This window comes from Winogradskyella ouciana (genome assembly GCF_965284585.1).
Classification (GTDB): domain Bacteria; phylum Bacteroidota; class Bacteroidia; order Flavobacteriales; family Flavobacteriaceae; genus Winogradskyella; species Winogradskyella ouciana.
In genome coordinates this window covers 365,817-391,207 of sequence record NZ_OZ260095.1, presented here as the reverse complement: position 1 = coordinate 391,207, position 25,391 = coordinate 365,817, and the positions used below count along the sequence as shown (strand labels likewise).

Here is a 25,391-nt window from a genome sequence, read left to right as displayed (position 1 = left end):
AGTTTATAAATCCAAAAAAAGGATTGCCCTAAAGAGCAATCCTTTTTATCTGATTAGTATTATCTATCTAATTCCTGTTTTCGTAAGCAGGTCTTTTAGGATCTTTAAAATTTGTTTTTAGAAGTTTCATAACTTCTCTAATACCAGCTTCTAACTGTGCATCGGTGCCTTTGGCAAGACTTTCAAAATCCTCAATCACTTCAATATCTGGATCCACACCGTGTCCTTCTTTAAACCATTCACCAGAAGGGTCATACATTCTAAATGTGGGTACTGTAACACCTCCACCATCAATGAGTGAAGGAGCACCAGAGATACCAATAAGACCTCCCCAAGTTCTTGTTCCGATAAGTGGTCCAAGTTCTCGTTTTCTAAAATAATCAGGGAAAGCATCACCACCAGATCCACTAAATCCATTAATTAGCATCACCTTAGCACCAAAATTCCCTGATGGAGGCCATGCCCAATCTATACCATCCCTTACGGCCCAAAAAGCCAGTGGTTTTCTATCTAGAAGTTCTATAAAACGATCAGGAATCTGTCCACCGCTATTAAAGCGTTCATCTATAATCATTCCTTCTTTATCCATTTGAGCATAGAACTGTCTTACTAATTCGTTTTGTCCATCAATACCTGTACTGCGCACATAAATGTAGCCAACTTTACCATCAGTAGCTTCATCTACACGCTTTCTATTATTTTCAATCCAAGCCAGATGTCTCAATCGCGTTTCAGAACTTGAAGGTTTCACTATAATATGTTTAGCATCCTTCATAGTTGGGCTACTATTTACGGTTAATTGAACAGCAGTGTTGGCTAAACCTTGTAAGGCCGCCGAAATAGGTTTGGTAATATCTAATGGAGTGCCATTAATGGCCAGAATATAATCACCCTCTTTTATCTTTAGACCAGGTTTTGCCAATGGAGATCGTTCTTCTGCGTCCCAGGCTGCTCCTTCAAGAATTTTGCTTATTTGAAATGCTCCATTATTAATTTTAAAATCGGCACCTAAATAACCAACATTCATGCGTTTTGATGATTCGCTGTCACCTCCACCATTGTATGTGTGTGAAGCATTAAGTTCAGCGATAAGATCTCCAATTATAATATTAACATCGTTTCTGGTATTAGCTTGGTCTATAAGTTTTCCATAACGTGTTCTCATAGTTTGCCAATCTACACCATGCATATTTGGGTCATAGAAAAAGTCGCGTTCAAAGCGCCAAACATCATTAAAAATTTGGTTCCATTCTTCTTTTGGAATCACGGTCATGGTCATATCTTCGAGAGGTACAGGCTTTTCAATTTTTTTATTTTCTCCGATATCGATGACAGCTAATTTTGAGTTTTGCATCACCAATAATTTTTCAGCATTGGCTGAAACGAGATAATAAAACACATCAGATATGATGGTTTTTACTTTTCTCTCCTTAAAGTCATAGTAATTTAAAATGGATGAGCCACCTTGTTCAGCACCGGAATTAGGGAATTTGTTAAATAATAATTTACCCTCTACAGCTTGTAAGTTTCCATAATTTCCTGCTGGTATATCTAATAATTCTACTCTGCTTTCAAAGCCATCAAAGTCTATTTTTGTTTCTTTTTCTTCATCTTTAGAATCATCTTTTTTAGATTTATCGTCATCCTTTTTGTCCTTATCTTTTTCTTCTTTCTTAACTTCGAACTTATCATTTTTAACTGCTAATAAGGACTCGGTTGAATTATCTAAGGTTGCAACCGCAAGGTTTGTAGAGTTAGGATAAATGAACGTATTATCCATATCTGAATAAACAGGTTGAAAGGTGCGATTGGTTATAAAGAACAAATGTTTGCCATCTTTACTGAATGCAGGTGAATTATCCGAATAGTAACCCGAAGTTAACTGCTTAGCTGTATCGTTTTTTATGTCATAAACGAAGATGGCTCTTTTTGCTCTATTATCAGTACCTCTGGAATATGCAAAATAGTTGCTGTCTGGTGACCAGGTTACTGAAAAGTTGTCCAATGCTCCTTGAAACATATACTTTCCTTTGTCAACGGTAGTTGTTTTACCACTTTCAATATCGATATACTTAATATTCATGGCTTGATCTACAAAGGCAACTTTTTTGCTGTCTGGTGACCAGTAAATATTATAATAAAAACCGTTTTTATGCTTTGTAATTTTCTTGGGTTTATCATTACCTTCCATATCAGATAAGTAGAGTTGATATTCACCATCTGCATCACTCCAATACGCCAAATGCTTACCATCTGGAGACCAAGAAGGGCTACGTTCTGCGACTCCAGAAGTATTTGAGATGTTAGATATAAAGCCTTCTGTAGCTGGTAGGTTAAATAACTCACCTCTGGCTTGTACTACAATGCGATTACCATCTGGACTAATTGTAGCATCTTGGAGGTAATCTGATACTTTCTTTATTTCTGGAATCAATTCTTTTTGATCTGAAATAATTTTAATATCTACCTCATTGGTTGTTCCTGAAGCGATATTATATAAATATAGGCTGCCTCCAGCTTCAAAAACGATATCAGTTTTCCCACTTTCTGGAAATGTGATGTCGTAGTCTTTAAATTGCGTTAATTGCGTATTTGTTTTCGTAGTTGAGTCATACTTCCAAAGGTTGTTTCTCTTGTTCGGTCCATTATCAGACATGTAATAAATGGTTTCGCCAACCCACATTGGTAACTCATCATTTGCCGTGTTCGAGGTAATGTTTTCTGTATTATAAGTTTTGAGGTCAAAAATTAAAATATCTGGTGCAGTTCCACCACGATAGCGTTTCCAATTTCGTGAAACTCTAGATCGGTCTGTGTAGGCTATTTTGTTACCATCTGACGAAAAAGAGGCATACTCGCCATAAGGCACGCTCAATTTTTCAGGAGAACCACCATCAATAGAAACTGTGTAAAATTGATTGTAACGTTGTCTACCACTCTCTCTAGAAGAAGCAAAAAGCACTGATTTTCCGTCTGGTGTCCAACCCAAAACTCTATCGTTCATGCCATGATAGGTGAGTCGTTTTGGTATACCACCGTTGACGTTTATAACATATACATCAAAGTTGCCATTATAATTCGCGGTGTAGGCAATCATTTTACCATCAGGTGAAAATCGTGGAAAGCTTTCTGCGCCTGCTGGTGAGCTTAATCTATTTGCTATACCGCCAGATTTTGATGCTATCCAAACATCATCACCATAAGTAAAAGTAATGTGTGTATCTGAAACATCTGGATATTGCATTAGTTTTCCACTAATCTGTGCAGGTAGTGAAATAATACACAATACCATAATTAAAGTAAAAAGTGATTTTTTCATCGTATTTGATTGATTTTGATTAATATGTCTGTAAGTTACTAAAACTCTTTGAGTTTAGTTATAAAGATTCTATATAGTTGAAACGATTTTTAACCTTAACTTTGCATCAAAATAATTAGAATGCACAAAGCAGGTTTTGTAAATATTATCGGTAATCCAAATGTGGGTAAGTCCACATTAATGAATGCGTTTATTGGTGAAAAACTATCAATAATCACTTCAAAAGCTCAAACGACTAGACATAGAATTCTCGGTATTGTAAACGGAGAAGACTTTCAAGTGATATTGAGTGATACACCTGGTATTATAAAACCAGCATACGAGTTGCAAGAATCTATGATGGATTTTGTAAAGTCTGCGTTCGATGATGCCGATGTTCTCATTTATATGGTCGAAATAGGTGAGAAGGAGTTGAAAGACGAAGCGTTCTTTAATAAAATAACGAATTCAAAGATTCCAGTGCTCTTATTGCTAAACAAGATTGATAAATCCAATCAGGAACAGATGGAGGAGCAATCGGAACTATGGCAAAACAAAGTGCCTAATGCTGAGTTTTTTCCTATTTCCGCAACTGAAGGCTTTAATGTTCAGAATGTATTCAACAGAATTATAGAACTGCTTCCAGAATCTCCACCATTTTATCCTAAAGACCAATTAACGGATAAGCCAGAACGCTTTTTTGTTAATGAAGCTATTCGCGAAAAAATCTTGATGCATTACAAAAAGGAAATTCCGTATGCGGTTGAGGTAGATACTGAAGAATTTTTTGAAGAAGAAGATATTATACGAATGCGCTCAGTGATTATGGTTGAGCGTGAGACCCAAAAAGGTATTATCATTGGTCATAAAGGAGCAGCAATAAAACGGGTTGGAGTTGAGGCCAGAAAGGATCTTGAAAAATTCTTTGGAAAACAAGTACACTTGGAATTGTATGTGAAAGTGAACAAAAACTGGAGAAGTGACCAAAGGCAACTAAAACGTTTTGGTTACAATCAGAAATAACCTTGCAAATTCCAAATCGTATATCTAAAATTAAACCCTACCTTTGCAATCGCTTACAGGATATGTAAAGCAGATTAAATCAAAACCTATGGGAAATATAGTTGCAGTTGTTGGAAGACCCAACGTCGGAAAATCCACTTTTTTTAACCGCTTGATTAAAAGGCGCGAAGCTATTGTAGATGCCGTTAGTGGTGTTACGAGAGACCGTCATTACGGAAAAACCGATTGGAATGGTCGAGAGTTTTCCATAATAGATACAGGTGGTTATGTAGTTGGTAGCGACGATGTTTTTGAAGCTGAAATTGACAAACAAGTTGAGCTCGCCATTGACGAAGCCGATGCCATAATTTTTATGGTGGATGTTGAAACTGGCGTTACAGGTATGGACGAGGATGTGGCTAACCTTCTCAGAAAAGTAGATAAGCCTGTTTTTCTCGCGGTCAATAAAGTAGATAATAACAAAAGAGCTGCAGATGCTGTTGAGTTTTATGCACTAGGTTTAGGTGATTATTTCACCATTGCCAGTATTAACGGAAGTGGAACAGGTGATTTATTGGATGCCGTTGTTGAAGCCTTACCAGAAAAAGAAGATACAGACGAAGAAGAACTACCTCGATTTGCAGTGGTAGGTCGACCTAATGCAGGAAAGTCTTCATTTATAAATGCATTAATAGGGGAGGAGCGTTACATTGTTACCGATATTGCAGGTACTACAAGAGATTCCATAGATACTAAATACAATCGTTTTGGGTTTGAATTTAATTTGGTAGATACTGCTGGAATTAGACGAAAATCCAAAGTAAAAGAAGACTTAGAATTCTATTCTGTAATGCGAAGTGTAAGAGCTATTGAGTATTGTGATGTGTGTTTATTGGTAATGGATGCTACTCGTGGATTTGATGGTCAGGTTCAAAATATATTTTGGTTAGCAGAACGCAATAGAAAAGGTATTGTGATTTTGGTAAACAAATGGGACTTGGTTGATAAAGACACCAAAACTTCCAAAGAATTTGAGCAACATATTAGAGAAGAAATAGCACCATTTACTGATGTCCCTATTGTATTCATCTCAGTCTTAAATAAACAACGAATTTTTAAAGCCATAGAAACAGCAGTTGAGGTCTATAAGAATAGAACAAAGCGCATAAAGACTAGTGTGCTTAATGATGTTTTGCTTCCAATTATAGAACATAATCCTCCACCAGCTTACAAAGGGAAGTATGTTAAGATAAAATACATTATGCAATTGCCAACTCCGCAACCGCAATTCGCCTTTTTCTGTAATCTACCTCAATATGTAAAGGAACCATATAAGCGTTTTTTAGAAAATCAATTAAGAGATCATTTTGATTTTAATGGAGTTCCAGTAAGCGTGTACATGCGCAAAAAGTAGTAACTTAGCTTTTGCTATGTTGAGATTAGGGCTACATAAAATTTGTTTGGTCTTTATAATATTGAGTCCAATGCTCTGGGGTCAAAATCCTCCAAATATAACAGCTACTGGAAACCAATTCTATTGTGGTGAATCACCTATGCCCATTGTAACAGATGTCTCCATTTACGGAGGTTCAGGTGATGACATACTCGAGGAGGTTTTTGTTCAAATAGCTACTGGATACACCTTAGGCAGTGATGTGTTATCATTAACTGGTATAAGCCCTAATATAACAGCATCTTGGTCTATCGGAGAAGGCTTATTGACTTTAACTGGTCCTGCAAGTTTTACTGAATTCGAAAATGCTATTTTAGATATTCAATTTCAAACTTCCGAGAATAATTTTACACAAGATAAATTCTTTTCAATTAATCTTGGCAACGCCAACTTTTTACCTGCAACAGGCCATTATTATTTATATGTTGCCGAAGAAGGTATAACTTGGACAGAGGCAAAAACGGCAGCATCCGAATTAACTTTTTTCGGTCTACAAGGGTATTTGGCTACAATTACTACCGAAGAAGAGGTGCAATTAACAGGAGAACAAGCTGAAGGAACTGGTTGGATAGGTGGATCAGATCAGGCGACAGAAGGAGTATGGAGGTGGGAAACAGGACCAGAAGCTGGTCAGATATTTTGGAATGGTGCAGTTAATGGGAGTGCACCTGATGGTATGTTTGCCTTTTGGAATAATGGTGAACCTAACAATATAGGTGATGAGGATTATGCACATGTCACTGACCCAAGTGTCGGTATCTTGGGATCTTGGAACGATTTACAAGTTCAAGGCGATGCAGTAGGAAGTCCGTACCATCCTCAAGGATATATTGTAGAATTTGGTGGTATGGACGGTGATCCAAATATTGAAGTTTCAGCGAGCTCTATTATTATAATGCCAAAAACAGAAGTAGTCACAAATAGTCTTTGTGATGAGGGATTGGCACAAATCAATTTAACTACTAATGCAGATGAAGTGTTTTGGTATGCAGCGGAAAATTCTACTGAGATAATTAATACAGGTCTCAGTTTTGAGGATTATATTGATGCAAACACAACCTACTATTTATTACCCTTATTTAATAGCTGTTCCGATGGAAATAGAATTCCTGTAACGGTTAATGTCTATGCTTCACCAATTGCAAATGATATTACGATTATTCAATGTGATGATGAAGTTATTGACGGAATTTCAAGCTTCAACCTTTATAACTATACAGATGATATTGTAAGAAATGAGCAAGGTCAGGTTGTGCCGATTTGGGATATCTATTTTTTTGAAGATGCCATGCTACAGAACCAGATAGATGGAAATAACTATATAAATACATCAAACTATCAAATTATTTATGCTCAGGTCTATGATGAGTTTACGGATTGCTTCTCGATATCCGAGGTCACTTTACAAGTCAATATACCACAACAGTTTACAGCAAGTTTAGAAGTCTGTGATGATTTTATTGAAGATGGCTTTGCATTTTTCAATCTCACAGAAGCAGATTCTCAAATATTGGAAAATTCTCCAGTAAATGCGTCCTTGGGTTACTATGTAACATATAATGACGCCTTATTAAGGGTGAATGAAATCACAGAAGACTATTTTAATGAAGTGGCTTATAGTCAAACGGTCTATGCCAGAGTTGATATAGATGAAACATGTTATGCTATTAACGAAGTTAATTTAACTGTTAAAGACTTACCCAATGTTACTCAGTATGAAGAAGTGTATTATTGTCTAAACATCTATCCAGAAACCATCACTTTAGAAGGAGGCATTATTGGAGACATTCCAAACAATTATGCTTACGACTGGTCAACAGGTGAAACCACAATTAATATTGAGGTCAACGAAACAGGGACTTACGAAGTGTTTGTAACAAAACCAGCAGGCTGTACCAATAGAAGAACTATTGTGTTGCTTCCATCGAGTACTGCGGTAATTGAAACCATTGAAGTTACCGATATATCAGAAAATAATACGATAACTGTTTTAGTGTCTGGTGATGGTGACTATGTTTATGCGCTAAATGATGAAAATGGTATTTATCAAGAATCCAATAGTTTTGAAAATGTTTCGGCAGGTATCCACACGATTTATGTTAAAGATATAAAAGCAGATTGCGGCATAGTTTCCGAAGATATTTCTGTTTTAGGTTTTCCAAAGTTTTTCACTCCAAATGCAGACGGAAAAAACGATTTTTGGGAAATTAAGGGTTTTTCAACTCAGTTCCCAGTGACTGCCAGTGTAGAGGTTTTTAATCGTTATGGTAAAATGATTACGGTACTAGATAAAGACAATCCTAAATGGGATGGGAAATATAATGGCGCGTTATTGCCAACTGATGATTATTGGTTTGTTGCGAAGTTGGTTGATGGTAGGACATTTAAAGGTCATTTTACTTTAAAGCGTTAATTTATAGTTCTCAACCAGTGCTCTTCTGCGACGAGCAAAGATTATTCTAAGTTACAAAATGGTCTTTACAGATTGTAGAAGTTTTTTGTAATTTTATAAGTTGAGCAAAAAATATAAGTTTCATCATAATCCAGTGGAATCTGGTTTAGTAATCGATGCAACAGATTGGAAATACTCTAGTGCTCGGAACTTCGAAGATGATTACACGGTCTAGAGATTAGTAATGTTGGTTATAAAGGTTAGTGGGTTTAGTGCACTCGTTGCAATCGAGCGCCGGCGAGGGGATCCAAGCGGTGAAGCAGCAAAGAATGCAGAAGACAGCTATTATAAAAAAAGAAATAAATATTAATCATGAAATTTAAATTATTCACAATTTTAATCCTTTTCGGATATTTAGGAACATCTCAAAATAATAATGAACAAATAGCAAGTATTGAAAAGATGGCAAAATTTCAAGTTTTAAGACTTGAAAGTACACATGGTAAAATTGAAATTGAAGATTTTTGCATAATAGATTCAATGATAAGTTCCAAATTTTTTAAGACCAAAATTCTAAATCAAATAGGATTTAAAAGTTATTTATTTGTTGAAGTATCGTTTGCCGAAGTAGATTTTTTTGAATTTCACACTAAAGGTATAGATGTAGAAAATTTGTTTTATAATAGATTTATTCTTGCTTATGATATAATAAATAAACGTTTTTATAAATTAAATGGGTTTCTGAATAATGAGTTTCCAATATTTTACAAATCTGTAATCCTTAAATCCGATGCTAGAGTAAAAAAAATATTGCTTAAGAAAAACAGGAAGTCAATTAAATATTTCAAGAAGCATTTTACGGTAAGTGGTTTAGAGCTTGATATTTTAGTCGAGAATATAGAAGATATTAATAATTGGAAAATACCTGTTTTGAGACCATCAGCTTCACGTCTTTTTATCGACCAGTATGGTAATTATGATATTCTTTAATTGGGTAATGGTACAGATTAGTTGATGAATTAATTTTTAAACATAAACAACTGTAAAACAATAGATATATTTACAGAAGGATGGACGTAATGTCCGTTCATTTCTTTTTAAACGTATTTAGAGGCTTCTAAATGCGTTTTTTTTAATCTTAATGGTTCAAATTAGTTGATGGAAAATATGAGCCGAGGGTAGTGAATACGATAAGATATAAATCTTTGACTTAGCCTAATTGAAATCTCTTCGGTTTAATAGACAGGTTCTAAACTTTATATTTCTTTTAAGAAAATTCATACGATTTATTGCTTTCTTGCGTTTTTGAATTTAGCTATTATTTAAAACCATCAATCAATCTTTATGAAAAAACTATGTTTAGTTTTTGCATTACTGCTTACAGTATATTCTTTTTCTCAAGAAAAATCATTTGAAATCACAGGAAAACTCATGGCTGAGGATACTGAAAGTCCTGTTGAGTCAGCAACAATTTACTTAGAACGTGTTAAGGATAGTAGTGTTGTAACATATACCATTTCAGATAAAGAAGGAAAGTTTAAATTAGAAGGTACAGCCTATGCAGACAGCTTAAATTTCTATGTGTCTTACGTGGGTTACAGTACTTACTTTAAAAAAGTGTTAATCGATAAGGAAAAAATTAATCTTAAAACGATTACCATGCAAGTGGATAATAGACTGGATGAAGTCCTTGTAAAATCTACTGCACCCATCACGGTTAAACAAGATACACTAGAGTTTAATGTAAAATCTTTTAAAACAAAAAAGGATGCCAACGTAGAGGATTTGCTCAAGCAATTGCCTGGTGTTGAGGTTGATGAGGGAGGTAATATTACGGTTAATGGCAAACCGGTAAATAAAATTCTGGTAAATGGCAAACCTTTTTTTGGTAATGATCCTACAATAACAACTAAGAATTTAACCAAGGATATTGTTGAAAAAATTCAGATTGTGGATACCAAAACCAAATCCGAAGCATTTTCTGGGGAAGCTGGTGACCAAGAAAACAAAACTATTAACCTCACCATAAAAGAAGAAAATAACAGAGGTGTTTTTGGTAGGGTCGCAGCAGGTGCAGGAACGGACGAGCGTTATGAGTATGCTGGTATGCTAAACTTTTTTGATAATGACCGGCGTATTAGTGTTCTTGCAGGAGGTAACAATATTAATTCACCAGGTTTTAGTTTTGGTGAAATTTCCAAAATGTTTGGAACAGGAGGCGGAATTTCATTTAACAGTAACGGTACTTTTGCGGTCGGAGGGCGTTCGTTTGGTGGTGGACAGGGTATAACAACGTCTCGTAGTACAGGTCTAAATTATGCTGATGTTATAGGTGAAACCGTTGATATATCTGCGGATTACTTTAATTCTGCGAGTAATTCAGAAAATGAAACATCATCTGAGCGTGAGACAATTTTAGCAGACTCAAGATTTTTTACGAACTCTATTTCTAAATCTGTCAACGATACAGATAGTCACTCAGCTAACCTCCAATTTGAGATAGAAACAGACTCCACATTTCAGCTTAATATAGAGCCTTCTTTTAGCTACTCAAAAGCAAGAACGTTTTATGATAGCAATGATGAAACTCTCGATGAGGACATGTTATTGACCAACCAGTCTTCGGTGAATTCTGATGTGGAACGCTTTGCAAGGGAGTTTTCCACGGACATTTCTGCAACAAAGCGATTTGGAAGCAAGGGCGCTTTTGTTAGGGCCGAATTATCGACCAATGTAAGCAAGCAAGAAAGTGATGATTTTTTAAACTCTGTCGCTGAAATTTTTGGTACAGAACCAGAAACCATAGTTAGGGATCAGTTCACAGATGGTCTTAATGATAGCTATGGGTTTTCTACAGAACTTACTTATAGATTACCAATAATCGAAAAGAAATTTTTTCTGAATTTTGAATACCGCTATTCCAGGGATAAAGACAAAAATAGAGAAAGTACTTTTGATTTTGATGACAACACCCAAGGCTTCACGAATTTTAATACGGAATTAAGTACAGATTTTGAATATACCGACTCTAGGAGTGTACCTAATTTTGGCGCTACTTTTAGAGGTGAAAAACTATACACACGTTTTGATATAGGTTATAACATTCGTACGCTAGAAAATAACGATCTATTGCGTCCGCAGTTTAACGTAGAGCGTCAATTTAAAAATATTGAAGCAAGTTATAGGGTAAATTATAGGTTTAGTCCTAAATCATCAATTTACGGAAGTTATTGGTTACGAAACAATCCACCAGCATTAAGACAACTACAGGCGTTTACGGATGTATCCAATCCTTTAAGTGTTATCATTGGTAACCCAAACCTAGAGCCTTCTAATCGTCATAGCTTTTATGCAGGCTACAATGGGTTCGATTGGCAAAAGCGAACCGGTTTTTATGCCAATATTAATGCGAGTTTTACGGATAATCAAGTGGTTTCTAAATCTGTGGTAGATCCAGAAACATTGGTAAGGACAACCACATACGAAAACGTGGACGGCAATTACAATTATGGTATTTCTGGTAATTACAGCAAGGAAATAAGAATTGATACTTTAAAAAAGGTGAAATTTAATTTAAGAGCGCGATTTAACCGAAGCAAAAACATTAACTTTAACAACGATGTGCAATATGCCAGTACTGTCAATACCGTTTCACCTCGTTTGGGAGTCGATTTTTTATGGGATAAGGTCCTGGAGATAAGACCGTTTTACGAGTTAAATATTTCTAACAATTCCTATGATATTAATGCTTTTGAGGATATTAACTTTATAAGCCATAACGCAGGATTGAGGACTGCAACCTTTTTACCCAAAAAGTTTGAATGGCGAAACGATATCGATTTTAATTACAACCCAAATGTTGCAGAAGGCTTTCAGAAAAGTGCTTGGTTTTGGAATTCTACACTAACCTACAGTTTGCTAAAGGATAAAGGGTTAATCACTTTAAAAGTGTACGATTTGCTCAACCAAAACACCAATGCAAGACGTATAGCCACGCAAGATTATATTCAAGATTCCCAAAGTACCGTTTTAAGACAATACTTTATGCTTGGCTTTAGCTATAAATTCAATAGTTTAGGAAGTAAAGGTGAAGTAGGTAAGGATAGTTTTTTCTTTTTAGATTAGTCCCAAAGAAGAAATAAAGAATCTAGAGCTTTACTCACACCTTTATAATACATTTCAGATTTAAATTCTGGCAACATAATGTTGTCAATAATCATTTGGCATTTATAGTCAGAAATGGTTTTTTCGGTTCCTAAACCAGTTGAAATGGCAATTTCTCTATCATACTTAGATATTGTGATCAATAAGCCATTGTTTTTTTCTTTTGTGCCGATTCCCCAAGATTCTGCCACCTGAGTACTGAAGTATAGTATATCTTCATTTTCTGGAATGGAATCAACAGTAAAAACCGCAGCTTGGTTTGTGGTTTGTTTTTCAAAATCCAAAATTTTTTGAGTTAATGAATCGCGCTCAGACTGCGTAAATAAATTTGAAGTGTCATAGACAACACTCTGGTTTACATTTTCAGGAATATAAGAGGAAACAGTAGTGTTCTTGTTATCCTTACACCCAAAAAGAATAATAAAAGCAAGAATTAGTAGCGATACTTATTTCATTTCAAAACGTTTAATTCAGGAAATGGATTTAGATAACGACTAACTGCCTACTGAGTACTGATAATTGCAAATTTTTCCCCTTAGGGGAAATGTCCGCAGGACAATGGGGCCTTACCATCCACCAGAAGCTCCACCACCGCCAAAGCTACCGCCTCCGAAGCCTCCGCCAAATCCGCCTCCACCAAAACTACCACCAGAAGAACCTCCACCAAAGATACCACCAGAAGATGAGCCTCTAGAATAACTTCCTCGACCCATATTACTTAAAATAATAGCTTCTAAGATACTTCTAGCATCATCATCGTTTCTATTACCTTTATTGCCACCACGGCCACCACCACGAGTTTTGGATATGGCTATGATAAATATGATGAATATTACAAATAAGATAAAGAATACTGCAAAAGGGAATTCGCTGCTGTTGCTTTGTCTTGTACTTTGATATTCGCCATTCATTACTTCAAAAATGGCATCTGTAGCTCTGTTTAATCCACCATAATAATCGTTGCGTTTAAAATATGGAATTATATCTCTATCGATAATCCGTTTACTTAAGGCGTCAGTCAACAAATGTTCTACACCTTTACCAGTATTAATGCCAATTTTGCGATCGTCCTTGGCTAAAAGTATAAGAATGCCATTGTCCTCTTTTTCTTGGCCAATTTCCCATTTTTCGCCCCATTGGGCTCCGAGATAATTGATATATTCACCTTCGGTGGAGCTTATTATGGCTATAACAATTTGGGTGGAAGTTGTATCTGAATATCGAATAAGTTTTTCTTCTAAACTACTTTTTTGAGACGGAGTTAATAGATTAATATCGTCATCGTAAACACTGTTTTGAAATTCAGGCACAGGTGGAATCTCATATTGCGCAAAAACACTAAAAACACTAGCTAGACAAAGAAAAAAAATGATGTATTTTAATTTTTGCATTAGCCCTTTGAGATTGTATTATCGAGTTCATTTCTATCTCCATGCTCCCAAGGAAAATGTTTTGAAAGCACTTTACCAGCCTCATGGATACCATCAATGATACCTTGCTTAAAATTCCCTGATTTGAACTGTGACGAGATTTTGTCGCGAGTAGAGTTCCAAAAATCAGCACCAACTACATTGTTGATGCCTTGATCGCCAAAAATCACAAAGGCTTTATTATCAACAGCCACATAAATCAACACTCCGTTTTGTTGCCTGGTGTTATCCATTTTTAAAATATGGAAAACCTCTAGAGCACGCTCATACACATCAATATCACATTTCTGTTCTAAGTGTACACGGATTTCACCTGAGGTCTCACGTTCAGCAACTCGAATAGCTTCAATGATTTCCTCTTCTTCTTTTGTAGTTAGGAAATCTTCAATATATGGCATAAGATTTTTTAATTAAAATCGAATTCTACGTCAACAGGTTTTTCTGCTCCAGCTTCGGCTTCATAATATCCCATTTCATCAAAACCTAGAATACCAGCAATGATTTTATTTGGGAACGTTCTAACATGATTATTATATGGCTCAACCGATTCATTAAATCGATCTCTAGCTACGTTAATTCGGTTTTCTGTACCTTCCAATTGACTTTGAAGTTCAACAAAATTTTGGTTAGCTTTTAACTCTGGGTAGCGTTCAACAGTAACTAATAATCTAGATAGAGCACTACTTAATCCACTTTGGGCTTGTTGAAATCTTGCTAAATTTTCTGGACTTAAATCTTCAGCATTATTAATATTGATTTCTGGCTTAGATGCTTCTGCACGAGCTTTTATAACGGCTTCTAAAGTACTCTTTTCAAAATCTGCAGCACCTTGTACAGTTTTAACTAAGTTTCCGATAAGATCATTACGTCTTTGATAGCTGCTTTCAACATTAGACCAAGATTTTTTTGCAGATTCTTCAAGTTCTACAGCTGTATTGTTCACATTCATTCCCCAAAATGCAATGATTACTACTAGCACTAATGGAATTATCCATTTTTTCATAATTAGTGAGTTTTAAAGTTGATTTTTTATTTTGATGAGCTGAGCCTTAATGTCTTCTAGCTTTTCAATGATTTCAAATTTTTCGAGCGCTTGTTTCTTTTCTTCTTTGAGGTGAATTTTTGCTCCCTCCAAAGTAAAACCTCTTTCCTTTACCAGATGGTAGATAAACTTTAAATTTTTAATATCCTCTGGAGTGAATTTTCGGTTACCCTTGGCATTTTTCTTTGGCTTTATAACATCAAATTCCTTTTCCCAAAAGCGGATTAAAGATGCATTGACATTAAATGCTTTGGCAACTTCACCAATACCGTAATAACGTTTTTCTGGTAATTCTATATGCATCTTAATCGAGGGATTGATTTTCTAAAGAAGCTCTTTGAAGCAATACATCAAATTCTTCTGGTGATAGATTTCCATAATAGAAGTTTATAGGGTTGATGCGCTCACCATCCTTAAAAATCTCATAATGCAAATGCGGAGCTTCAGAACGTCCTGTACTTCCTACAAAACCTATTAAATCTCCACGCTTTACACGTTGGTTTACTCTTACATTGTATTTATATAAATGGGCATACAATGATACGTAGCCAAAACCGTGGTCTATACGAATATGTTTACCATAACCTGTAGAGCTATTGTCCGCGCGTTTTACAACACCATCGCCAGTGGCATAAACAGGTGTGCCTCGTGGTGCTGTAAAGTCCATCCCAAAATGGAACTTTCTAACCTTGGTAAAGGGATCTGTTCTGTAACCATAACCAGATGCCATCCGTGTTAAATTAAGATTGTTAACGGGTTGTATAGCTGGTATAGCTTCTAAAAATTTTTCTTTGTCCTCAGCCAATTTTGCGATTTCATCCAAAGATTTGGATTGTACTACTATAGCTTTTTCCAGTATATCTAATCGCTTATTGCTTTCTGCAATTAATTGCGAGTTGTCAAAACCTTCAAATTTCTTATAACGGTTGATACCACCAAATCCCGCTCGTCTTTGCTCTTCTGGTATTGGGTTAGCTTCAAAATAAAGTCTATATATCGCATTGTCACGCTCTTCAACATTTTCTAGAGCAGCAATGGCGTCATCCATACGTTTGTTGAGGAGTTCATATTGTAACTCCATATTCTGTAACTCTCTGGCCAATTGGCGCTCTTTAGGAGATTCAATATAATGGCTAACTATGGCAAAAGACAAAAAACCAAACAGAGCCGCTGCTAAAAGAAAAATAGTGGCATATTTAAAGGTTGTCCTTTTTTTGCGCTTTATCTTACGGTAAGAAAGCGTCTCAGCATCATAATAATATTTTACCTTAGCCATGTTTGAATTTATACTATTTTTGCAGCTACAAAGCCCAAAACGCAAGCCAATTTTATTAGCGCAACGACCAAAGATAAAAATTGTTTTGCAATTGTGGTAATATAAACTAAACAAGCTATAATTTCAGTATATGAAGTCTCAAGATATTCGCGATAAATTTTTAAAATTCTTTGAAAGCAAACAGCACCTTATTGTTCCGTCTGCTCCAATGGTATTAAAGGATGATCCGACTTTAATGTTCGTCAATTCTGGGATGGCACCTTTTAAGGAATATTTTTTAGGAAATGCAGACCCTAAGAAAAACCGAATTGCAGATTCTCAAAAATGCCTAAGGGTGTCTGGTAAGCATAACGATTTAGAAGAGGTTGGTTATGATACGTACCACCACACCCTTTTTGAAATGCTCGGTAACTGGAGTTTTGGCGATTACTTTAAAAAAGAGGCTATTGCTTGGGCTTGGGAATTACTGACTGAAGTTTACGGCATTGATAAAGACATTCTCTATGTCACCGTTTTTGAGGGTAGTGATGATGATAGTTTAGATGTTGACCAAGAAGCTTACGACATTTGGAAGCAATATATTTCTGAAGATCGAATCCTTATGGGCAACAAAAAGGACAATTTCTGGGAAATGGGAGACCAAGGCCCTTGTGGTCCCTGTAGTGAAATCCATGTAGATATTCGTTCTGCTGAAGAAAAAGGGAAAGTGGACGGAAAATCATTAGTTAATATGGATCATCCTCAGGTTGTGGAAATCTGGAATTTGGTCTTTATGCAATACAACCGTAAAGCAAATGGTTCTCTCGAGATCTTGCCAAATAAACATATTGATACAGGTATGGGCTTTGAACGTTTGTGTATGGTATTACAAGACGTTCAGTCTAATTACGATACGGATGTTTTTACGCCAATTATAAGGGAGATTGAAACCATTTCGGGAAAAGGATATGGCAAAGATGATAAAACTGATATTGCGATTAGAGTGATATCAGATCATGTTAGAGCCGTTGCATTTTCTATAGCAGATGGTCAGTTGCCAAGCAATACTGGTGCTGGTTATGTGATTCGTAGAATTTTGCGTAGAGCGATTCGTTATGGATTTACATTTTTAAACCAGAAAGAACCTTTTATCTATAAACTTACGGATACATTGAGTAAGCAAATGGGAACCGCATTCCCAGAGCTTAAGAATCAAAAACGACTTATTGAAAATGTCATTAAAGAGGAAGAGCATTCCTTTTTAAGAACTTTGGATCAAGGCTTATTGTTGTTGGATAGGGTCATTGAGAACTCTAAGTCCGAAACCATTGCTGGTACTAAAGCCTTTGAATTATATGACACTTATGGTTTTCCATTGGATTTAACCCAACTTATTGCCAAGGAAAAAGGCTATAACATTGATGAAGCCGGTTTTAATGCTGAAATGAAAAAGCAAAAAGACCGCTCCAGGGCTGCTTCGGCTTCAGAGACTTCGGATTGGGTAGTCTTAAAAGAAGATGATACTGAGGAATTCATAGGTTATGATACTTTGGTGGTTGATGTAAAGTTGACGCGCTATAGAAAAGTGACCTCAAAAAAAGACGGTGAACAATACCAATTGGTGTTTAATATGACACCATTTTATCCTGAAGGAGGTGGACAAGTTGGTGACAAAGGTTCCATTGAAGCTTCCAATGGAGAGGTGATTTATATATTGGATACCAAAAAAGAGAACAATGTGATCATCCATATTGCCAAAAATTTACCAGAGCATTTAAATGATACGTTTAGGGCAGAAGTCAATGAAGAACACAGACGTTTGTCTGCAAGTAACCATACGGCAACACACTTATTGCACCAAGCGTTAAGAACTGTTTTAGGAGAACATGTTGAGCAAAAAGGATCTTTAGTAAGACCTAAATCCTTGCGTTTCGATTTTTCGCATTATGCAAAAGTAGAACCGGACCAATTACAGCAGATTGAAGATTTTGTCAATGCAAGGATAAAGGAAAACCTTCCATTGGAAGAGCAGCGCAATATACCAATGCAAAAAGCTCTGGATGAAGGTGCTTTGGCATTATTCGGAGAAAAATATGGAGATACGGTAAGAGCTATTCGCTTTGGTCAGTCTATGGAATTGTGTGGTGGAACACATGTGCCAAATACAGGGGATATATGGCATTTTAAGATTAAATCCGAAGGTGCTATTGCAGCAGGAATAAGACGAATTGAAGCCATAACCAATATGGCTGTCGGTGATTATTTTGAAACTATAGATAAAGAGTACCAAGCCTTAAAGGAAGTTTTGAAAAACCCTAATGAACCTGTAAAAGCAGTTGAAAATTTACAATCTGAAAATGCCGAATTAAAGAAACAGATAGAACAATTACTTAAGGATAAGGCCAAAAATGTAAAGGGAGATCTTAAGAATGAAATTGTTGATGTCAATGGAGTAAACTTCATTGCTAAAAAAGTAGATTTAGATGCTTCAGGTATCAAAGACTTGAGTTTTGAATTGGGTGGTGAAGTCGATAACCTATTTGCAATATTCGGTGCGGATAATAACGGAAAAGCTTTATTATCTTGTTATATATCTAAGAGTCTCGTTGCAGAGAAAGACTTAAATGCTGGGACAATAGTTAGAGAACTAGGTAAACATATCCAAGGTGGAGGTGGTGGTCAACCGTTCTTTGCTACTGCTGGTGGAAAGAATCCAGATGGGATTGAGGAGGCTTTAAAGGCTGCGAAAGGTTATGTAAATTAATTGTGATGAGGTCCTGGTTATCTAATCTTATTAAAAAGTTTAAATCACCAGAATATGATTACAAACTAGATTTAGCTGAACGGAGAAGACATAATGTATTTGAAATTTTAAATACTTCTCTTTCTTTAGCAATGGAATTCGGTCCAAATTTGAATAAACCACTTAATTCAAGATTAAAAAGAGTTTATCCAGAATTATCTAGAAGAGAAAGAAAAGGATATAATAAGTTGGCATATGAGATCACTCATAAGGGACGTGATTATATGTTTGATTATGTTCAAAATATAAAAACGAATGAAGATTATGACCTGATGAAGGAGAAGTTTGCTAAAGAATTTAGGCTATATAATACTTGGATAAGCGATAAAAATATTGACATGCTTTTTAATCAGGCATGTTATTATGCATCAAAATAGTAATGAATCTTCAAACTAACATACCACTAAAGCCTCAGCAGCATAATCAAATAGATTGCAACTCTAAGATGATGCTTTTAGGGTCGTGTTTTTCAGAAAATATTGGAGAAAAATTTGATTATTTTAAGTTTCAATCCATTGTAAATCCATTCGGAATTCTATTTCATCCCATAGCTATTGAAACCCTTATAACTAGAGCTATCAATAAAGACTATTATTCCGAAAATGAATTGATTTTCCATAATGAACAATGGAGTTGTTTTGATGCACATTCTAGGTTGAATAGTATTTCAAAAGATGAGTTATTAATTACTCTAAATAAAACTTTAGACCTAACAAATCAACAACTCAGAGAATCAACGCACATCGTAATAACATTGGGAACCAGCTGGGTTTACAGACATATTGCAACAGATAAAATAGTTGCCAATTGCCATAAATTACCTCAAAAACAGTTTTTAAAGGAATTACTTTCGGTTGAACAAATTTCAGAATCACTTGAAGCTATTGTTAGTTTGATAAAAAGTATAAATCCTAAGGTTAACTTCATATTTACGGTCTCTCCAGTTAGGCATATAAAGGATGGTTTTGTGGAAAACACAAGAAGCAAATCGCATTTAATTGCTGCAATACATCAGATTGTAGAACCAAGAACACAACAATATTATTTTCCTTCATACGAAATTGTAATGGATGAGCTAAGGGACTATCGTTTCTACAATGAAGATATGTTGCATCCAAATAACCTTGCTATAGATTACATCTGGGAAAAGTTTAAAAATGTTTGGCTATCAGAAGACGCTCTGAAAAGCGCAGAACAAGTTGCGGCCATCCAAGCAAAAAGGGCGCATAGACCGTTCAATCCCAATTCTGAAGCACATCAACAATTTCTTAGGAAACTTCAAACAGAAATGGAGACTTTAAATAGACAATATCCACATATTAAGTTCGATTAAAATAACCTAACGAATTGGTCTCTTTAGTCTTTCTTTGACCATTTCAAAGTTCTTTTTACTCGTGCGCTCCCAACGATAGATGTTATGTTTTTTATCGCGTTGTCCACTTTGTTTTTCTTTTTTCTCTCTTATTTCCTTTACCCAATTAAAGCGTTTTCTGGTTATAGAAATTACAAGCTCATCTTCGCAGCCCAAAGTTTCGAGCGCATTAAGAGCAGCAATAGACACGTTTTGAATTTTATCGTTCATCGCATGCAGCAAAATAGGTACGGACGAAGGTCTGCCAACATGCTCTAGAGCCTCTGCCGCTAACTGACGTGTTTTATAATTGCCATGTTTTAAAGCATATTCTAATTTATCTACAGCATTAGCGTGCATCCAACTTAAGATGGTGTTTTTTGAAGGCTGAACTAGCTTCAATATAAAGAGTAGATATGAAAAAGAATTTTGCATAAAACAGGTGTTGGCTATTAATTATATGTAGTAAAATTCAACATTTTGTTACAAAAATCACCTCAAACACTACGCTTATATGCTTTTAAATAACTGATAATTAATGAATTGTAAAAATATACGTAATTCATCGTATGTTTTGCCTTTATCTTATTGTTGAGATTTGTCTCAGTATTAACCAATAAATATTTCAACAATGAGAACTTTAAAAAACTTCATGTTATTAGTAATGACAGTATCCTTAGTGGCATTGACATCATGCAAAAGTGATGACGATGGCGGAGGTGGTGGAGATGCACCTTCAGGAACCTTAACCGCAAGCGTTGATGGTACTAATTTTCAATCTTTAGATATTTCATCTTCAGCGACCGTAGCAAATAATGGACAGAACTTAATCATTATAGCTTCAAATAGTGATGGGAATGCCTTTGCAATAACTATCATTGGCTATTCTGGCCCAGGAACTTACCCACTTGGAGGCGGAGCTAATATTTTTAACTCTGCTTCATACACAGAGACCGACGTGGATATTAACAATCCTCAGAATTCAACAACAGAAATTTGGCAGGCACCTTATGACGACACACAAGTTGGTGAAATCAATATCTCAGAGGAAACAGATTCTAAGGTGATAGGGACATTTAACTTCTCTGGAAAAAATGTAAATGGCGATCAATCTGTGAAGACTATAACCAATGGATCTTTTGATTTAGATAAACAAACTACATAATTGTTGGTTATGAAAACGCTATTAATTCAAATTAAAGAGGCAATGATGTTGGTACTCGTTTTAGGTGCTACATCATTGTTTGCTCAAGAAGCACCAGACTTTAAATATGATCTTGGTGCTAAGATTAATGATATGACCATAACCGTTGGAGGTACAGTTGTTGTTGCTACCAATGATGGTTTGGTAGGGATAAAACCTGGTAGTAATGAGTTATTATTCAACTTTACAGATTATGGAAGAGTAAAACCAGAAGAATTGAACTACATACCACTATCTCCCTATGTAATGGTAGGGCAAACCGGTTTTGGAAACCTGTCTTCTAAAAAAGCTGTGATAGACCATGTTTCAGGTAAAATACTTTTTACAACAGAGTCTAAAGGTTGGAAGAATGTATTTACCTGCGACGTCATGATGCCGCAGAACAAGCTCGTAGTCAGTGGATTTCAAAAGGGTGGAGGTAAAGCTGAAAATGTAACTCCAAAAGTTGCTGTATATGATTTAGGTACAGGTGAGGAGGATTATTCATTTTTCTTGGTGAAGCCAGGAAAAGTAACTATGAAAAATTATGCTGTTACTGGTAAGCCATTACTTTTAAAGGATAAAATGTTAATCCCTACAAGTCAAGGTATTATTGCAAAATCAAAATCGGGAGAAACACTTTGGGAAAATAAGGTGAAGAATGTCAATTGGATGACCAGCAATGAAGCCGAAACAGATATTTATGCTTTTGCCGCAACCGCTAATGGAAAAAACACTAGGATCTATAAAATAGGAGCCAATGGTTCTGAAGCATGGCAAGACGAACGTAAAGTGAAAGGAAGTGTTTCTAACTTTCAGATATTGCCACAAGGATTGGCTGTTGTAAGTGATGTGGCAGGTGGTAGTGGTGCATTAGCCGCTAAATCTGAATCAAAAATTACAATGTTCAATGCCTCTAATGGTGAGGATCTTTGGGATAAGGCACCAAAAACCAAAGGCTATGTGCAACATTTCTATATTATGGAAGATGGTATTTTATTCGGTATTCAGTCAGGTGGAATCAATAAAGTCTCTTATGATGGTAAACCGTTATTCAAAAAGCCTTTAAAGACAGGTGAGAATATTCTAACCATGGCAGAAACACCGCAAGGGCTTATATATATAACTTCAGAAGATGCCAATATTGTAAATCTAGAAACTGGTGACCAGGTGTGGTCTAAGCCATTAAAGTTTAAAAGAGCAAATGTGGTTAGTTCTACATTAGATGAAAAAAACAACAGGTATTTAATTGCCGCAGATGAAAAGTTATGGAGTATTAATACAAGTTCTGGTGATTCAGAAATCTTAGTAGAAGTCGATTTTGAAGGAAAAGAAGACCCAACCGGTTTAGAGATTAGGGATGGAGGCATTTTGCTGAGCTCAGATCAAAATATAATGCTGCTCGACTGGGATGGTAAAACTAATTGGCATGAGTACCACAGAGCACCAGGTAAAAGTGCTTTTGGTGCTATATTAGCGGGAGCAGTGGCTGTAGCTTCTACAGGATTGGCTATGGATGCTTCCCTGCGCGCTGGCGCAAACAAAAATTATCTTGGTCAGTATAACCAGTATGGTGCAAGAATGAAACGTACAGCAGATATGTTCTCAGCAATTGGTACAGCATCTTTTAATGAGATGGCAAAACGTTTTAAAGCAACGTCCGCAACCAAGGATGCGCAGTTTGTTTTAACCAAATTAGATGATGGTGTAGGTTTGGTTAAACTAAATAAAGATACTGGTAATACCGAAAAAGAAATTGTACTAAAGGATAAAAAACCAGTGTACAAAGTAGATGAGTATGGTGGGTTTCTATATTATAAACCAAACGATAAGACCATATACGCTTACGATCTTAGCAAATAAATCTTGTTGTTGAGATTTGTTATGATTAGGCGTAATTATTTACAGATTGCGCTTAATCTTTTTAAATTGTCCATTAATCGAAAAAAAATAGACCTACGCCTAAATAATGATATATTAGTAATGCTATTAATCAATTTTTTTAAAAAAGCATCAGTTATAATTTCTGTAATAAATCACAGAATATACCTGATGCTTTTTGTGTCTATACCACTTATGAAAAAACTATCATTAAGTTGTTGCTTAATTCTGTACACCTTCTTTGGTTTTTCTCAAAATTTAGACAGTCTGCTTACCGAGGCTAGAACAATAATGGACGATTCTGTTAAAATAAGAATGTACAACAAAATTGGGTTCAGCTATATCTTTAACGATACGGACAAAGCGCTTGATGTTATAAAAGAAGGTAAGCAACTTGCCAATAATGCAGATTTTAAATTTGGACTTACGGAATTGACTAATACCCATGGTATTTACATGGATGTTACTGGGAAATCAGACTCTGCCGCTTATTATTTTGAAAAAGCCCTAAAGATGAGTCGGGAGTACAATTTTGAGAACATAGAGTCCATGTGTTTAAATAATCTTGGAATGTTCAATTGGAACCGAGGCAACTATAATGATGCACTCGACTATTTTTTCCAATCCCTAAAAATGGATGAAGCGAGAGATAGAGAAAAATCAACATCTCACTCACTAAACAATATAGGGCTTATATACCAAGAAATGAATATGCCTCAAAAGGCATTGACTTATCATAGAAAAGCACTACAGGTCCGCAAAAAATATAATCTTGAGAATGATCAGATCGCCTCGTATAATAATATTGGTATTAATCTTAAGGATTTAGGTCGTGTCGATCAAGCAATTTCAACCTACAAAAAGGGAATTGCCCTTGCTAAGAAAACTAACAATCGTATAGAACACTTTAGGTTATTAGATAACTTGGCAAATGCCTACTACATTAAAGGAAATGTAGATTTGGCCCTCTCTACCTATTTGAAGGCTTTAGACAAACCAATAGACTATAAAGCTGATGAAAAAAGCACCTTAGCCACCTATAACAATATCGCCACATTATACAATGAACAAAATGAACCTAAAAAAGCATTAGTATATATTAATAAAGGCTTTGAGCTAGTAGATAAGTACCCTGAAATTGACTTGGTGGCGACAGACCTTTACCTTACCAATGCAGAAACCCAATATATGCTCAACGATTTTGATAAAGCAAGAGCGTCAAAGGACAAATTCATTGTCCTAAAAGACTCTATTTTTTCAGACAACAATGCAAAAGCCATTGCAGATTTGGAGATAAAATATGAGACCGAAAAAAAGGAAAAGGAGATTCTAACACAACGTGCAGAATTAGCAGAACAAGATTTAATCATCCAAAAACGAAATTACCAGATTTATGGTCTCATAGCTCTTGCGATAATCTTAGGTATATTGGGTTATTTAATTTATAAACAACAAGAGCTTAAAAACGGACAGCTTCAAAAAGAAAACGAACTCAAAGATGCCTTGCTTAAAATTGAAACACAGAATAGATTGCAGGAGCAAAGATTGAGAATTTCTAGGGATTTACACGATAATATTGGAGCTCAACTTACCTTTATTATTTCATCAATTGATAATTTAAAGTATGGTTTTGATATACAGGACGAGAAATTAAAGACCAAACTAAATAGCATTAGTGATTTCACTTCTGGTACTATTTATGAACTTCGGGATACTATTTGGGCAATGAACAAAAACGAAATCACTTTTGAGGATTTACAGAGTAGAATTACCAATTATATTGAAAAAGCCCACTTGTCTGATGCCAATATTAAATTTGAATTTAGTGTAGATGAGCGTGTGGATACTTCAAAAAAATTCACATCGGTCGAGGGCATGAACATCTATAGAATCATACAAGAGGCCATCCACAATAGTTTAAAATATGCCAATGCCTCAAAAATCGAAGTCAATGTTCTTAAAGATTTGTCAAACTTATTGTTTAAAATTACGGATGACGGCATTGGGTTTAAAACAGAGGAAATCGTAAGAGGCAATGGCTTAAACAATATGGAAAAACGAGCAAAGGAAATCGAAGGAGAATTTATTGTTCAGTCTAAAGAAAATGAAGGCACAATTATAAAACTTACAATTTAAA

Annotated in this window: 19 protein-coding genes; 11 read left to right on the top strand and 8 right to left on the bottom strand. The window is 35.5% G+C overall.

Going from position 1 to position 25,391, the window contains the following annotated elements:
• Positions 1–67 precede the first annotated feature (67 nt).
• Positions 68–3,319, bottom strand: a complete 3,252-nt coding sequence (locus ACQ65V_RS01750; protein WP_430466648.1) for a S41 family peptidase — start codon at positions 3,317–3,319, stop codon at positions 68–70.
• A 120-nt stretch (positions 3,320–3,439) separates the two neighbouring features.
• On the opposite strand from ACQ65V_RS01750, the gene era reads away from it, so the two are divergent.
• From era to ACQ65V_RS01725, 5 genes are all read left to right on the top strand, one after another.
• Positions 3,440–4,321 (top strand): GTPase Era, encoded by an 882-nt coding sequence (gene era, locus ACQ65V_RS01745; protein ID WP_430466647.1) that lies wholly within the window; start codon positions 3,440–3,442, stop codon positions 4,319–4,321.
• Positions 4,322–4,409: 88 nt separating this feature from the next.
• On the top strand, positions 4,410–5,714 hold the full coding sequence (der, locus tag ACQ65V_RS01740; RefSeq protein WP_430466646.1) for a ribosome biogenesis GTPase Der: 1,305 nt from the start codon (positions 4,410–4,412) through the stop codon (positions 5,712–5,714).
• A 70-nt stretch (positions 5,715–5,784) separates the two neighbouring features.
• A complete protein-coding gene (locus ACQ65V_RS01735; protein ID WP_430466645.1) occupies positions 5,785–8,166 on the top strand; it encodes a T9SS type B sorting domain-containing protein in 2,382 nt (793 codons plus the stop codon).
• Between the two features lie 351 nt (positions 8,167–8,517).
• A complete protein-coding gene (locus ACQ65V_RS01730; protein ID WP_430466644.1) occupies positions 8,518–9,135 on the top strand; it encodes a hypothetical protein in 618 nt (205 codons plus the stop codon).
• Positions 9,136–9,489: 354 nt separating this feature from the next.
• Complete coding sequence (locus ACQ65V_RS01725; protein WP_430466643.1) at positions 9,490–12,270, top strand: outer membrane beta-barrel protein; 2,781 nt, start codon at positions 9,490–9,492, stop codon at positions 12,268–12,270.
• Here the strand turns inward: ACQ65V_RS01725 and ACQ65V_RS01720 are convergent.
• The 6 genes from ACQ65V_RS01720 to ACQ65V_RS01695 form a co-directional block, all read right to left on the bottom strand.
• Entirely contained in the window at positions 12,267–12,680 is a 414-nt protein-coding gene (locus ACQ65V_RS01720) for a TPM domain-containing protein (protein ID WP_430468606.1), read from the bottom strand. The genes ACQ65V_RS01725 and ACQ65V_RS01720 overlap by 4 nt on opposite strands.
• Positions 12,681–12,875: 195 nt before the next feature.
• The gene (locus ACQ65V_RS01715) at positions 12,876–13,700 is read right to left on the bottom strand and encodes a TPM domain-containing protein (RefSeq protein ID WP_430466642.1); all 825 of its coding nucleotides are present in this window, start codon (positions 13,698–13,700) and stop codon (positions 12,876–12,878) included.
• Positions 13,700–14,137, bottom strand: coding sequence for a TPM domain-containing protein (locus ACQ65V_RS01710; RefSeq protein WP_430466641.1), 438 nt, complete (start codon positions 14,135–14,137; stop codon positions 13,700–13,702). Before ACQ65V_RS01710 ends, ACQ65V_RS01715 begins: the two co-directional genes overlap by 1 nt.
• A gap of 8 nt (positions 14,138–14,145) precedes the next feature.
• Positions 14,146–14,742: a LemA family protein gene (locus tag ACQ65V_RS01705; RefSeq protein ID WP_430466640.1), complete on the bottom strand. Its 597-nt coding sequence runs from the start codon at positions 14,740–14,742 to the stop codon at positions 14,146–14,148.
• Between the two features lie 12 nt (positions 14,743–14,754).
• A complete protein-coding gene (locus tag ACQ65V_RS01700; RefSeq protein WP_155088510.1) occupies positions 14,755–15,084 on the bottom strand; it encodes a MerR family transcriptional regulator in 330 nt (109 codons plus the stop codon).
• Between the two features lies 1 nt (position 15,085).
• On the bottom strand, positions 15,086–16,057 hold the full coding sequence (locus ACQ65V_RS01695; protein WP_155088511.1) for a M23 family metallopeptidase: 972 nt from the start codon (positions 16,055–16,057) through the stop codon (positions 15,086–15,088).
• A 130-nt stretch (positions 16,058–16,187) separates the two neighbouring features.
• On the opposite strand from ACQ65V_RS01695, the gene alaS reads away from it, so the two are divergent.
• From alaS to ACQ65V_RS01680, 3 genes are read left to right on the top strand one after another with little or no spacing between them, the layout of a single operon-like run.
• Positions 16,188–18,800 (top strand): alanine--tRNA ligase, encoded by a 2,613-nt coding sequence (gene alaS / locus ACQ65V_RS01690; protein WP_430466639.1) that lies wholly within the window; start codon positions 16,188–16,190, stop codon positions 18,798–18,800.
• 5 nt (positions 18,801–18,805) lie between these two features.
• Positions 18,806–19,216 carry a hypothetical protein gene (locus ACQ65V_RS01685; protein WP_430466638.1) on the top strand — a complete coding sequence of 137 codons (411 nt, stop codon included), beginning with the start codon at positions 18,806–18,808 and terminating at the stop codon, positions 19,214–19,216.
• 2 nt (positions 19,217–19,218) lie between these two features.
• Positions 19,219–20,172, top strand: a complete 954-nt coding sequence (locus ACQ65V_RS01680) for a GSCFA domain-containing protein (RefSeq protein ID WP_430466637.1) — start codon at positions 19,219–19,221, stop codon at positions 20,170–20,172.
• Between the two features lie 6 nt (positions 20,173–20,178).
• On the opposite strand, the gene ACQ65V_RS01675 is transcribed toward ACQ65V_RS01680, so the two are convergent.
• A complete protein-coding gene (locus ACQ65V_RS01675) occupies positions 20,179–20,625 on the bottom strand; it encodes a HEAT repeat domain-containing protein (RefSeq protein WP_430466636.1) in 447 nt (148 codons plus the stop codon).
• Between the two features lie 196 nt (positions 20,626–20,821).
• On the opposite strand from ACQ65V_RS01675, the gene ACQ65V_RS01670 reads away from it, so the two are divergent.
• The 3 genes from ACQ65V_RS01670 to ACQ65V_RS01660 all read left to right on the top strand — a co-directional run bounded on the left by ACQ65V_RS01670 (position 20,822) and on the right by ACQ65V_RS01660 (position 25,390).
• Positions 20,822–21,355, top strand: a complete 534-nt coding sequence (locus ACQ65V_RS01670) for a DUF6252 family protein (protein ID WP_155088514.1) — start codon at positions 20,822–20,824, stop codon at positions 21,353–21,355.
• 9 nt (positions 21,356–21,364) lie between these two features.
• A complete protein-coding gene (locus ACQ65V_RS01665; RefSeq protein WP_430466635.1) occupies positions 21,365–23,236 on the top strand; it encodes a PQQ-binding-like beta-propeller repeat protein in 1,872 nt (623 codons plus the stop codon).
• Positions 23,237–23,449: 213 nt separating this feature from the next.
• Positions 23,450–25,390, top strand: coding sequence for a tetratricopeptide repeat-containing sensor histidine kinase (locus tag ACQ65V_RS01660; protein WP_430466634.1), 1,941 nt, complete (start codon positions 23,450–23,452; stop codon positions 25,388–25,390).
• The last annotated feature ends 1 nt before the right edge of the window (position 25,391 follow it).